Below are 13,031 nucleotides of genomic sequence, written 5' to 3' on the forward strand. Positions count from 1 at the left end.
GCAATGGTCCGTCGAGTCAAGCCGTATCTGCTTCACGCATCCTTCAAACCAGACGTCGAATTCGATTTCGATACCTATCCATTCAGTGTTCCTGCTGTTCGTGAATTGGAGAACATCAAGTTTCATCCGAATGTCACGTTCTTTGTCGGCGAGAACGGATCTGGCAAGTCCACCGTGATGGAGGCCCTGGCCGTGGCCTTGGGTTTCGGGCCGGAGGGAGGGACGAAGAATGTCCAGTTCAGCACCGTGGATTCCGTGTCTCCCTTGCATGACGCGCTGCGGATCGCCAAGGGGGTGCCGCAGCCGAAGGATGGCTACTTTCTCCGCGCTGAAAGCTTCTTCAACGTGGCGTCCTACATGGACAGCACCGGCTACGTGCAGGGGTATGGTGGGTCGCTGCACGAGCGCTCCCACGGGGAAGCCTTCATGGCGGTGCTGGTTCACAAGCTGCGCGGCAACGGCATCTATCTGCTCGATGAACCGGAGTCGGCACTGTCACCCAACCGGCAACTGGCGGCACTCAGAGCCATCCACCAGCTGGTGGAGGATCAGTCGCAGTTCATCATTGCCACGCATTCACCCATCCTGCTGTCCTATCCCCATGCGAAGATCATTCAGTTCGACAGTTCTGGTCTGAGTGAGGTGGCTTATGAAGACACGGAACACTACGCCATCACGCAGGACTTCCTGAACAACTATCCGCGCCGCCTTCAGCAACTTCTTGCTGATGAAGACGATGCGTGATGTTGCTTGTTGTCTCCCATGTGAATGTCCCAATTGCACTCTGAATCCATCGAGCTTGTGCTTGTGACAGGGGCGGTCCACGGTCACCGAGAATCCCTGCGGAGCGTCCTTCAGCGATTGCTCCATGGCGGGAAGTGAAGAGACCGGAGTCATGACCAAGTGACCAGACGAGAACTCCACCTCGTCATCATTGAGAAGGACAACACCCAATGACCGATGCCTCTTTCACCTGCTCGACCTGCGGCCAAGTGCATGCGGGTCTTCCGACCGACTATGGCTTCCGTCTCCCCGACGAAGTGCACGCATTGAACTACCTCGAGCGCTACACAAAGTCGCGCAGCAATGCCGATCTCTGCACGCTCGACGAATCCAGATTCTTTCTGCGCGGAATTCTTCCTCTTCCGTTCCAGGAACGTGAGGACCAGTTTTGCTGGGGCGTCTGGGTGGAGGTCAACAAGGCGACTCATGATCGCTACGTCGCGGGCTTCCACGATGACGCCCTGCAAGGTGCCACGGCGACCGGCACTCTCGCCAACACCATTCCCGGCTATGCCGAGACCATGAGCCTTGAGGTTCAAGTCGAGTTTCAGAATGGGGGGAGTCGCCCGAAATTCCTGTTCCTGCCCAATGCCACGCACGCACTGGCGCACGAGCAACGCAGCGGCATCAGCAGCAAGCGTCATCACGACCTGCTCCACGCAGTGGGGCATTTCGACACTGAGGCGTAAACCGGAGTATCAGACCCCAGCATGAGCGACCCGGAGCCACCCGTCCGCCTCTGCTTGCCGGCCGTTGTCATGCGCACGCTGGTGGCGGCCAGAGGACACACGGCACACCTCGCGCGAGTCGCGACCCCTCATCGGCAGGTCGCCGACTGAATTCTTAAAAGCCCGCTGGGCGGCGAAGTCGAAACGACCTTGCATTCCCGGTCACCCATCAAAGGCCGAATCAGAACCAAGGTGGTGGCCGTGTAGGAACCCCAGCCTGGGCCAAGCCGCAGACAAGGCTTGTCGCCAAAGGGATGCAGGCTAGAAGATGCTTCATGCGCTGTGTAACCCAATCACTAGGGCACATAAACCAGGTGTATCGAGAACCGAGCACCGTCCTCAGACTCCGTGACCCGCCCTTGAAGGACCAGGTCACTCTGCCCTTCCTCGGCCGTCCACAGATCGACGAACACGTCCCAAAAGTCGCCGGTCCACTGCGCCACCGACGTCTCCCACGTCGTTTCAGGCAGTTCGACCAGCGTGGCGCCGTAGTCCTCCAAGGCGTCACGAATGTGCTGGGCTTTTTCCGATGAAACCGGATCGACGCCATCAACGCCTTTTGAAAGGGCGTAATCACCCTCCACAAAGCAACGGACGATGTCACAAAGCATGGGACGCCAGGCGCCCGCAATTGGGTGCTCCCGGCTGTCATCTTTGACGGCTGGCGGGGTGTCTGGGAGGGTGCTCATCAACGTCTCGGCGGAATCCACATCCCGAGCAGCAAAGCCGCCAGCAATGCCAGCAGCCCAGTGACCGCAATCCCCCCCGACAGCGACACCGTCGCAATCAGCGCCGACAGCAATGCCGGCCCACTGGATCCACCCACGTCCGACAGGAATCGCCACACGCCCAGGAAATACGCCCGCCCCAGTCGCGGCGCATGATCCGCCCCCAGCGTCATGATCAGGCCCGAGCCAATGCCGTTGCCAATGCCCACCGCCATGGCTGCGATCAGCAGTGAGGTCATGCCCGTGGTCCACGGCATCAGCAGCATGGCCACGCCGATGGTCACCATCGACGGCACCGCCACCCAGCGCCGGCCCTTCAGGTCCATCACCCGACCGGCCGGATAGAACAGCAGCATCTCCACGCCACCGGACAGACCGTAGATCAACGACGCAGCCGCAGGCGCCAGCATGAGGTGATCGGCCCACAGCGGAATCACCGCCTGCCGCGACGAGCGCACGGCGCTCACCAGCAAGATGCCCAGGCCCAGCGTGAGAAACACATGCCGGTGGTCCCGCAAGATGCTGCGGAAGTTCACCGGTGCCGGAGCGGCCTGTCCAGCGGGCAGGGGAGGGGCCTGCAAGTCCGGCAGGCGCGCCCCGATGGCCGCCGCGCAAAGCACCCCGGCAATGCCCACTGCAAACGCCGCCGACACGCCAAACAGATGAATGGCACCGGCCGCCAGAAAGGGCCCGATGAACATGCCAATCCGCATCACCCCACCCAGCGTGGACAAGGCACGCGCCCGATACAGCGGCGGCACCGCCTCGGTCAGGTAGCTCTGCCGCGCCAGGTTGTAGACCGCCTGGGACATGCCCACCATGAAGCAGCCCGCCGCGAAGAACACCAGCTCGTGGGTAAACACCGACAGGCACATGCCCAGCGCGCTCCAGATGCCCGCGGCGATGATGGCGCCGCGCTCTCCCCATTTCATCGTGATCAGCGAGGCCGGCACGTTGTTGAGCAGCGACCCCAGGCTGATGAGCGTGACCACGAAGGCGGCCATCGACACCGAAGCGCCCAGGTCCCGCGCCATCAGCGGCACGATGGGCAGGATGGCGCCTTCCCCCAGACCGAACAGCAACGACGGCCCGAACGCCGGAAGGGCGATCTTGCGGAAAGAGAACTCGGGCGATTGAGCGGGCTCGGTGGGCGGGGAGATGGACGACATCAGGGGGGCACCGGAAGCGGCGGCGGGAGGGCCGACGGTGAATTCTGCGTCGGCTGCGTTTCTGAACGTGTGCCGAGGCTTCTATGGGTGCGATGTGTGAGTCAACGCGGTCTCTTCGGGACGATCCCAGGTCTCGGCGGCTGGCGTGCCCTGGTGATACCGCAATTGCCAGCCCTGCAGGCTGTGCGTCCACACGGACGAGCGCAGCGTGTGCAGGGTCAACGAGCCATCGGCTTGCCGATGGGCGCTTCGGTAGGTGAGCAAGGCCACATCCGGGGCCAGCATCACCAGCCGGAAGCGATCCGGCACGATCGCCGGCGGCTGCTCTTGGGAGAGCAGCAAGCGTGTGACCGTCTCCCTCGTGTAGATGCGTCCTGAGCGGCCGACTTCATCGAAGTCCTCATGCATCAGCTGCGCCAGCCGCTCAGCGTTACAGCGTACGCCTGGATGATGCAGCTCCACTTCCAGGGCGCGGAGCGTGTGGAGGAGGTCTGGATCGGCGGTCGATGGGGCGAGGGTGGGCGTGGCATTCATCGGCTGATTATCTGCAGCCTTGACTTCGGGAACGCGGCCGGCGTTTCGCATCCATTCAAGGCCATGACGAAGATCCGTGAATGCTGGACTGTCATTGCCATCGGTGACACGAGCCGCCGTCCGCGGCATTGCGTCGTTAGCAGCAAGTTGCCAACTGTTGCTGGTTGATGGGAGCACGCTAACACGCTTGCATGGAACACTTTCCCGGCGTTGAGAAGCCCTGGGAGGGGCACTCGTCCGCTTCCAATTCATTGCTCAAGAAAGGCCTCGTCATGAAGCTGAAGTCCCTGTGCACCGCGCGTCACGCGCTGCTGGCCGCATTGCTGATCGGCCACACCGCCATTGCCATGGCGGACGTTGCCCCGCTGTCCGTCAGCGGCAACAAGATCCTGGCCGGTGGGCAGCCCGCCAGCTTTGCCGGCAATAGTCTCTTCTGGAGTAACACCGGCTGGGGCGGCGAGAAGTACTACAACGGCAATGTGGTGAGCTGGTTGAAGAATGACTGGAAGTCCCGCGTCATTCGCGTGGCCATGGGCGTGGACGAAGGGGGCGGTTACCTGCAGGACCCGGCCGGCAACAAGGCCCGCGTCAAGGCCGTAGTGGATGCCGCCATTGCCAACGACATGTACGTCATCATCGACTGGCACAGCCATCATGCCGAGGACTATCGCGCCCAGGCCGTGGCCTTCTTCGATGAAATGGCCCGCACCTATGGCAAGAACAATCACGTCATTTACGAGGTCTACAACGAGCCGCTGAACATCTCCTGGAGCGGCACCATCAAGCCGTATGCGCAGGCGGTGATCAATGCCATTCGCGCGGTGGACCCGGACAACCTGATCATTGTGGGCACGCCCAATTGGTCTCAGGATGTGGATGCCGCCTCGCGGGACCCGATCAGCGGCGCCAACATCGCCTACACGCTGCACTTCTACGCCGGCAGTCACGGCCAATGGCTGCGCGACAAGGCCCAGACCGCGCTGAACAATGGCATTGCACTGTTCGTGACGGAATGGGGCTCGGTCGGGGCCAGCGGGGATGGCGGCGTCGCCACCAGCGAGACCTGGGCCTGGGTGGACTTCATGAAGGCCAAGGGCATCAGCAATGCCAACTGGGCGCTGAATGACAAGTCCGAAGGCGCATCGGCCCTGGTGCCGGGCGCCAGCAGTCAGGGCGGCTGGTCCGCGGGCCAGCTCACCGCATCCGGTGCCCTGACCAAGCAGATCATCGGCGGCTGGCCCGCCGGCCCGGCACCGACACCGGGTTGCACGCGTGTCTCGATTCCGGCGCAGATCCAGGCGGAAGCCTATTGCCAGATGTCCGGCGTGCAGGTGGAAGCCACGACGGACGTCAATGGCGGCAGCAATGTCGGCTACATCGACACCGGCGACTGGCTGACCTATGACGTCAATGTGCCGGCCGCTGGCAGCTATGTGGTCAAGTACCGCGTGGCCAGTGCCTCCGGTGGCGGCACCATCCAGATGGAAAAGGGCGGTGGCGGCGCGGTGTATGGCACGGTGAACCTGCCGTCCACCGGCGGCTGGCAGAACTGGACGACAGTGACGCAGACCGTCTCCCTGCCGGCCGGCCAACAGACGCTGGGGATCGTGGCGAAGTCGGGCGGGTTCAACCTCAATTGGGTGGACATCAGCCGGTCAGGCGATCCGGTGGACAGCGGCATCACCATTCAAGCGGAAAACTTTGACGCGATGAGCGGCGTGCAGACCGAAGCCACGACCGATTCAGGCGGCGGTCTCAATGTCGGCTATCTGGACGCCGGAGACTGGCTGTCCTACCCGACCGTCAACATCGCCACGGCCGGCACCTACACGATTGAATACCGGGTCGCGAGCCTGAATGGCGGCGGCAACCTGCAACTGGAAGAAGCGGGCGGCAGCGTGGTGTATGGGTCGGTGAACATTCCGTCCACCGGCGGCTGGCAGAACTGGGTGACCGTCAAGCACACGGTGCAATTGCCGGCCGGCCAGCGCAAGTTCGGCATTGCCGTGCGCAATGGCGGCTACAACCTGAACTGGTTCCGGATCACCAAGTCGTGATGCGGCGGGCCCCTGGAGGGCCCTCTTCGAGGCATTCGCGGGACCTTGCACATCCGCGATGAAAAGGGCAGCCGTCAGGGCTGCCATTCTTTTTTGCGAGTCCAGTCAGGCCGTTCGCAATCGCGCTTCAATGGTTCGCCGCCTCGGTAAATTTCTCCCTCTGCCCGGATCCCCCTCTCCGCACGCGCTAGCATCAGCCCGACGGAAGGTTTCCCCGAGGGATAGATGAAACGACAGTTCGGACTCACGATGGTGTCGGTGGCGCTGCTGAGCGCCTGCGCTGCTACTGGCCCTGGTACGCCCAAGACCGCTGACAAGGCTGCCGCCGCCCCGACGCCGGCCGCCCAGCCCGCCTCCGGCCCACGCGGCGTGGTGCCGCTGTCCCGCGTCCCTCTGGTGTCCACCCCCGGCGCCTCCGCCGCCAGCGCGCCCACGGCGATCGACCCGTCCGAGCCCAAGCCCTACGACAAGGTCATCACCCCGGACGCCAAGACCCAGGACGGCCTGTTCAAGATCCACACCATCAAGACCCGGCTGTACTTCGAAATCCCGAAGGCACTGCTGGACCAGCCCCTGCTGATGGTGGCCAATGCCACCCAGGTGCCGGCCGGGGTGGAGCATGTGGGCCGCGCGCTGAACGAGGACGTGGTCCGCTTCGTCCTGAAGAACAACCGGCTCTACCTGCAACAGATCTCCCACGCCTTCGTCACCGACCCCGGCAAGCCGAATGCGGACGCGGTGCAGCGCTCCCAGCGTGACCCCATTTTGGCGAGCTTTCCGGTCGAGACGCTGGGCAAGGACGGCGCACCCGTCATCGAGGTCAGCCGCTTGTTCCTGAGCGAGGTCGGCGATTTCAGCGCCCGCAGCATGCTGCGCGGCAGCGGCCCGGACCCCTCGCGCAGCTACATCGACCAGACCAAGGCCTTCCCGGCCAGCGTGCGCATCGATGCGGTGCAGACCTACCAGATCGGCGCGCAGCCGCTGATCATCCCCGGCATGCCGGTGGTGCCGCCGTCCTCGCCGTCTCGCGCGGGCAGCGTCAACATCGCCTACAACATCGTCCAGTTGCCCAAGGAAGCCATGCGGCCGCGCTTCATGGATGACCGGGTCGGCTTCTTCAACGTGTCCCGCGTGGACTTTGGCGCCAGCGGCCAGGAACTCAAGCGCGACCGGCTGATCACCCGCTGGCGGCTTGAAAAGAAGGACCCGGACGCGCCCCTGAGCGAACCGATCAAACCCATCGTCTGGTACATCGACAGCGCAACGCCCGAAGCGCTGGTCCCGTACGTGAAAAAGGGTGTGGAAGCCTGGAACAAGGCCTTCGAAGCGGCAGGCTTCAAGAACGCGGTGCAGGCGCGCCGTTTCCCGACCAAGGAAGAAGACCCGGAATTCGACCCCGAGGACGTGCGCTACAGCATCATCCGCTGGGTGCCGTCGCCGGTGGCCAATGCCTACGGCCCGCACCTGAGTGATCCCCGCAGCGGCGAGATCCTCAATGCCAATGTCGTGATGTTCCACAACATCCTCCAGCTGCAGCGGGACTGGTACATCACCCAGGCCGGCGCCGTCGATCCGCGCGCCCGCCAGCTGCCGCTGCCGGACGACCTGATGGGCGAGCTGGTGACCTTCGTGGTGAGCCACGAGGTGGGCCATGCGCTGGGCTTCCCGCACAACATGAAGTCCAGCTCGCTGTATCCGGTGGAAAAGCTGCGGGACCCGCAGTGGCTGCGCACCATGGGCCATGTGCCCTCGCTGATGGACTATGCGCGCTTCAACTACCTGGTGCAGCCGGAGGACAAGGTCGACCCGGCCTTGCTGATTCCCGGCGTCGGCCCCTATGACGTATTCGCCACCCGCTGGGGCTACACCCCCATCCCGTCGGCGAAGACACCGGAGGAGGAACTGCCCGCCCTCAATGCCTGGGCCCGCGAGCAGGACAGCAAGCCCTGGCTGCGCTTCTCCTCGCCCAAGGCGGACGGCGGTGATGCCGGCGAGAACGTCGAGGCCATCGGGGATGCGGATGCGGTCACGGCCACCACGCTGGGCATCCAGAACCTCAAGCGCATTGTTCGCCAATTGCCGTCCACGACGGTGCGGGACGGCCAGGACGACCGCACGGTGGAGCAGCTCTACCGCACCCTGGCGGGTCAATGGGGCCGGGAGCTCAGCCACGTCATTGCGCTGGTGGGCGGCTACCGTGTGCAGAACAAGCACAACGACCAGCCCGGACCGGTGTCCGAGCCGGTGTCGCGCGTCCAGCAGGCGCGTGCGGTCAAGCTGCTCAATGAACAGCTGTTCGCCACGCCGCAGTGGTTGCTGGAGCCAACGGTCACCGAGCGGCTGCGCACCTGGGAGCCCAACATGATGCTGCAGGTCTACCAGCGCGCGCTGCTGCGTTACCTGCTGGACCAGGCCCGCACCCGCCGCATGCAGGACCAGTCCGCGCTGCTGGGCGACAAGGCCTATGGGGTGGACCAGTTGCTGCAGGACCTGCGGCAGGGCATCTTCACCGAGCTGCCCTCAGGCCACCGCGTGACGCCGATCCGCCGCAACCTGCAGCGCGGTTATCTGGAGCTGCTGGCCGAGCGCATCAATGCGCCGGGCGCCGCCGTGGATGACAGCCGGACTCTCATGCGCGAGGAGATGAAGCAGTTGCGTCAGCAGATGCAGGCAGCGGCGGGCAAGGCACCGGATGCGGTGCAGCGAGCCCACTGGGCCGGCCTGGCGGACTACAGCGCCCGAGTGCTGGACCCGCGCACCGGCGGCGGCATCACGCTCTTCATGGGCTTCTCATGGAATGGCGCGCAGGCGCAGGACCTCTGCTGGGACGACGGGCAGGCCCTGTACGACCAGCTCGTGCAGCAGGAGTTTGGACGGGCGCAGTTGGGCCAGGGGCAGACCCCCGGGCAGGTGCAGGGTCGGGACCCGGCTCAACCCAGCGTCCCCACCACCGCGATTTCCTTCTGATCCGGCACCTCGTTGTAGGACAGCACAGCCAGGCCCGGCGCAAACAGCCGCGCATACCGCGCCAGCAGCGGCCGCACCTGCGGCATCACCAGCAGCGCCGGCGCCGTGCCCTGGGCCTTCATCTGATCCCGCGCGCCGGGCATGTGCTGCTGCAACTGCGACAGCAACTGCGGGTCCACCGGGAAGCTGTCCAGCTGCACCTTGGCCCCGCCCGCCCGTGCCTGGTTCAGCGCATTGAGCAGGTGGTTTTCCAGCTCGCTGCCCAGGTTGAACACCTTCAGCGCTGACAGCGCCTGCTGCGGCCCCTGCAACTGCGCCACGATCTGGCGCTTCAGAGCACAGCGCACCTCGGCCGCCAGCAGGATCGGGTCCTTGGTGGCCTCGGCGTTTTCCACCAGGGTCGAGGCAATGGTCTGGATGTCCTTCACCGACACGCCCTCGGTCAGCAGCAGCCGCATCACCTTCAGCAGTTGGGCATGGGTGTAGGCCTTGTCCAGAGCGGCGCCCAGCTTGGGCGCGATGGCATTGAGCCGCTCCATCAGCGCCGCCATGTCGTCAAAGCGCAGCAGCTCGGGCAGTTGCTCGCGGATGACCTTGGAGACATGCGTGGCCACCACGCTGGGCACATCCACCACCTGGTAGCCCAGCCCCAGCGCATGGGCCTTGTCCTCCGGCGTGATCCAGGTGACCGGCATGCCGTAGGCCGGGTCGAAGCCGGGAATGCCATCCACATCGCCAAAGATCTGGCCGGAGGCAATCGCCATCAGCCGGTCCGGATACAGCTCCGCCTGCGCCACCACCGCACCGCTGAGCGAGATGGCGTACTGGCTCGGCTTGAGCGACAGGTCGTCCCGCACCTGCAGTGTGGGAAGCAGCACGCCGAGCGTCTCGCTCAGGGACTGCCGCATGCCGCGCACGCGGGTCTGCAGCGGCGCGCCCTGGCCGGGGTCGATCAGGCTCACCAGCTTGTAGCCCAGGCTCACCGACACGGCCTCCACCACCGGCAGGGCCTGCCAGTCGATCTCCGGCGGTGCGCCCGCCACCAGGGCCGCGGCCACCGGCGTGGCCGCCTGCACCGCCTCCTTGGGGCGGCTCGACATGCGCCAGGCCGCATAGGCCAGGGCGACTGCAAAGGCACTGAAGGCCATCCAGGGCATGCCGGGAATCAGCGCCAGCACCAGCATCACGCCGGCGGCGCTGTAGAGCACCTGCGGCGAGGCCAGCATCTGCTCGCTGACCTGCGTCTCCAGTTGCCCTGAATCACTGACGCGGGTGACGATGATCGCGGCGGCGGACGACAGCAGCAGCGCCGGAATCTGGGCCACCAGGCCGTCACCGATGGTCAGCAGCCCGTACTGGCGCATCGCTTCGGCCAGGCTCAGGCCATGCATGAACGCGCCGATGGCGACGCCGCCCACCAGGTTGATCAGCAGGATGAGGATGGAGGCGATCGCATCGCCGCGCACGAACTTGCTGGCGCCGTCCATGGCGCCGTAGAAGTCCGCCTCCGTGCCGACTTCCTTGCGGCGCTTCTGCGCCTGCTCCTGGTTGATCAGGCCGGCATTGAGGTCGGCGTCGATCGCCATCTGCTTGCCGGGCAGGGCATCCAGCGTGAAACGCGCGGACACCTCGGAGATCCGCTCCGCGCCCTTGGTCACCACGATGAAGTTCACCACCATCAGGATGACGAACACCACCAGGCCGACGATGAAGTTGCCGCCGATCACCACATTGCCGAAGGACTCGATCACCTTGCCGGCGGCATGCGTGCCCTCATGACCATGCAGCAGCACCACGCGGGTGGAGGCCACGTTCAGCGACAGCCGCATCAGCGTGGTCGCCAGGATGACGCTCGGGAAGATGGAGAAGTCCAGCGGCCGCTTGCTGTTCACGCTGACCAGGATCACCACCAGGGCCAGCACGATGTTGAAGGTGAACAGGACATCCAGCAACACCGGCGGCATCGGCAGGATGACCATCGCCAGGATGGCCAGCAGGAACAGCGGCGCGGCAACCCGCAGTTCACGCAGGTCGGCCAGGCGCTGGCGGAAGGGAGAGGAGGGGGTCATCGGCGGTCCTCGGATGGGCGCGGATCAGGAGAAGGGTCGGTGCTGCCCGGCGGGTCCGACAGATGCGCGGGCACGGGCAGGTCGGTGGACAGGCGCGGTTCGGTCTTGCGCTGCCCGCTGCGGAAGGCCTTGAGCTGCATCACATAGCTCAGCACCTGGGCAACGGCCTGATAGAGCGTCGCGGGAATCTGCTGCTGTACCTGCGAGGTGTTGTAGAGGGCCCGCGCCAGCGGCGGCAGTTCGAGCTGCTGCACCTGGAACTCACGGGCCAGCTGACGGATGTAGAGCGCCATCTCGTCCACGCCCTTGGCCACGACATAGGGTGCCTCGGCCTGCTGGCTGTCGTAGCGCAGGGCGACGGCATAGTGCTGCGGGTTGACGATCACCACATCCGCCTCCGGCACCGCCTTGCGGATGCTGCGCCGGGCCAGCTGCTGCTGGAGCTGGCGGATGCGCTGGCGGACCTCGGGGCGGCCTTCGTTCTGCTTGTATTCGTCCTTCACTTCCTGCTTGGTCATGCGCTGGCCCCGCAGGAAGAAGAGCCGCTGCAGCGGCACATCCACCATCGCATAGAGCGCCAGCACGACGGCCAGCGTCAGCAGCGCATCCATGGTGAGACTGCCGGCCTGCAGTAGGGCCTGCGGCAGGGGCAGGCCCTGCAGCCGCACATAATCGTGGGCCATGCCGGCCACCATCCAGATCAGCACCGCCAGCACCCCGAGGGTCTTGAGCAGCGTGGCCGCCAGGTCGCTGTAGTGCTTGGTGCTGAAGAGCCGGCCCAGGTTGGACAGGGGATTCATCCGGGACCACTGCGGCGCCCAGTGCTGCGTGGCGAAGGACAGCCCGCCGCCCAGTTGCGTCGCCAGGATCACCGCCGCCGGCAGGGCCAGCAGCGGCAGCACCATCGATCCCATCAGCCACAACGCTTCCAGCGCCGTGTCACCCCAGCGGGCGTCCAGCGCGCCCAGGCCCGGCTCGCCATCCAGCGGTGCCAGCACCAGCCGGAACAGTCGGCCGAAATCTTCCAGGTAGCGCGGGGCCAGCCACACCAGCAGCTTCAGCCCCAGCAGCAAGCCCACGGCGGCGCCCACGTCCTTGCTGCGGGCCACCTGGCCCTGCTCGCGAGCCTTGCGGAGTTTTTGCTCCGAAGGCTTTTCGGTCTTGTCGCCGCTGCTGCCCTCAGCCATGCAGACCTCCCGGCGCGCGCATGCCCTGCTCGATCAGCTGAAGCAGGTGCTGGGTCATGCGCAGGTAGTGGGCCGGCACCGAGGCCAGCATCTGGGTGAGCATGAAGAGCCCGAACAGCGTCACCAGCGAATAGCCCAGCGAGAACAGATTGAGCGCAGGCGCCACTCGGTTGAGGAAGCCCATGCCGATCTGCACGACCAGCGTGGCGGCCACCACCGGCAGCGCCAGCAGCAGCGCCGCCGAGAAGACCCAGGCCAGGTTGTAGACCAGGTTCTGCAGCGTAATGGCCGACAGCCCGGCGCCGACCGGCCAGGCGCGGAAGCTCTCGCCCAGCACGGCGGTGAACAGCAGATGCCCGTCCATGGAGAAGAAGGCCAGCACGCACAGCACATTGAGCAGCGCGCCCACCACGTCGGACGAGCTGCCGTTGATCGGGTCATTGAGCACCGCCATGGCCAGCCCCAGCTGTGAGGACAGCAGGAAGCCCAGCACGCCGATGACGGCCATGGCCAGGTGGAAGGTCAGGCCCAGGGCCAAACCCAGCAGGGCCTGCTCGGCCGCCACCACGATGCCCTGCAGCGAAAACGCCGACACCGTCACCGCCGTGGTCTGCGACACCGGCATCAGCACCACCGCCAGCACCAGCGACAGCAGCGCCCGCACCGACACCGGCATGCCGGCATCGCCGATGGTGGGCGCGGCGCTGAGCAGCGCCATGGTGCGGCAGAAGGGCCACCACAGCGCGGCGAGCCAGGCGGTCAGTTGGTTGAAGTCGATGTCCACGGCGTGGTCCCCGTCCGTGTGTCCG

At 65.3% G+C, this 13,031-nt stretch carries 10 protein-coding genes; 4 read left to right on the forward strand and 6 right to left on the reverse strand.

Going from position 1 to position 13,031, the window contains the following annotated elements; genetic code table 11:
- The first annotated feature begins 3 nt into the window (after window positions 1-3).
- Window positions 4-744: an AAA family ATPase gene (locus DES44_RS04485; protein ID WP_058936035.1), complete on the forward strand. Its 741-nt coding sequence runs from the start codon at window positions 4-6 to the stop codon at window positions 742-744.
- 209 nt (window positions 745-953) lie between these two features.
- Window positions 954-1,472, forward strand: coding sequence for a DUF2199 domain-containing protein (locus tag DES44_RS04490; RefSeq protein ID WP_058936034.1), 519 nt, complete (start codon window positions 954-956; stop codon window positions 1,470-1,472).
- A 335-nt stretch (window positions 1,473-1,807) separates the two neighbouring features.
- Here DES44_RS04490 and DES44_RS04495 read toward each other — a convergent pair whose 3' ends face one another.
- From DES44_RS04495 to DES44_RS24955, 3 genes are all read right to left on the reverse strand, one after another.
- Window positions 1,808-2,200 (reverse strand): DUF7668 domain-containing protein, encoded by a 393-nt coding sequence (locus DES44_RS04495; protein ID WP_116001300.1) that lies wholly within the window; start codon window positions 2,198-2,200, stop codon window positions 1,808-1,810.
- On the reverse strand, window positions 2,200-3,408 hold the full coding sequence (locus tag DES44_RS04500; RefSeq protein WP_058936032.1) for an MFS transporter: 1,209 nt from the start codon (window positions 3,406-3,408) through the stop codon (window positions 2,200-2,202). Before DES44_RS04500 ends, DES44_RS04495 begins: the two co-directional genes overlap by 1 nt.
- Window positions 3,409-3,489: 81 nt before the next feature.
- Window positions 3,490-3,942: a nuclear transport factor 2 family protein gene (locus DES44_RS24955; RefSeq protein ID WP_170156598.1), complete on the reverse strand. Its 453-nt coding sequence runs from the start codon at window positions 3,940-3,942 to the stop codon at window positions 3,490-3,492.
- Between the two features lie 272 nt (window positions 3,943-4,214).
- Here DES44_RS24955 and DES44_RS04510 point away from each other — a divergent pair, with 272 nt between their 5' ends.
- Complete coding sequence (locus DES44_RS04510) at window positions 4,215-5,999, forward strand: carbohydrate-binding protein (RefSeq protein ID WP_058936029.1); 1,785 nt, start codon at window positions 4,215-4,217, stop codon at window positions 5,997-5,999.
- 225 nt (window positions 6,000-6,224) lie between these two features.
- Window positions 6,225-8,966, forward strand: coding sequence for a zinc-dependent metalloprotease (locus DES44_RS04515; RefSeq protein ID WP_147306946.1), 2,742 nt, complete (start codon window positions 6,225-6,227; stop codon window positions 8,964-8,966).
- Here DES44_RS04515 and DES44_RS04520 read toward each other — a convergent pair.
- The 3 genes from DES44_RS04520 to DES44_RS04530 are packed head-to-tail and all read right to left on the reverse strand — an operon-like array spanning window position 8,930 to window position 13,006.
- Window positions 8,930-11,035 (reverse strand): flagellar biosynthesis protein FlhA, encoded by a 2,106-nt coding sequence (locus DES44_RS04520; RefSeq protein ID WP_058936027.1) that lies wholly within the window; start codon window positions 11,033-11,035, stop codon window positions 8,930-8,932. The genes DES44_RS04515 and DES44_RS04520 overlap by 37 nt on opposite strands.
- The gene (gene flhB, locus DES44_RS04525; RefSeq protein WP_058936026.1) at window positions 11,032-12,222 is read right to left on the reverse strand and encodes a flagellar type III secretion system protein FlhB; all 1,191 of its coding nucleotides are present in this window, start codon (window positions 12,220-12,222) and stop codon (window positions 11,032-11,034) included. The genes DES44_RS04520 and flhB overlap by 4 nt, the downstream gene beginning before the upstream one ends.
- Window positions 12,215-13,006: a flagellar biosynthetic protein FliR gene (locus tag DES44_RS04530; protein ID WP_058936025.1), complete on the reverse strand. Its 792-nt coding sequence runs from the start codon at window positions 13,004-13,006 to the stop codon at window positions 12,215-12,217. The genes flhB and DES44_RS04530 overlap by 8 nt, the downstream gene beginning before the upstream one ends.
- Window positions 13,007-13,031: the final 25 nt, after the last annotated feature.

The sequence above is a fragment of the Roseateles depolymerans genome (assembly GCF_003387155.1).
GTDB lineage: Bacteria > Pseudomonadota > Gammaproteobacteria > Burkholderiales > Burkholderiaceae_C > Roseateles > Roseateles depolymerans.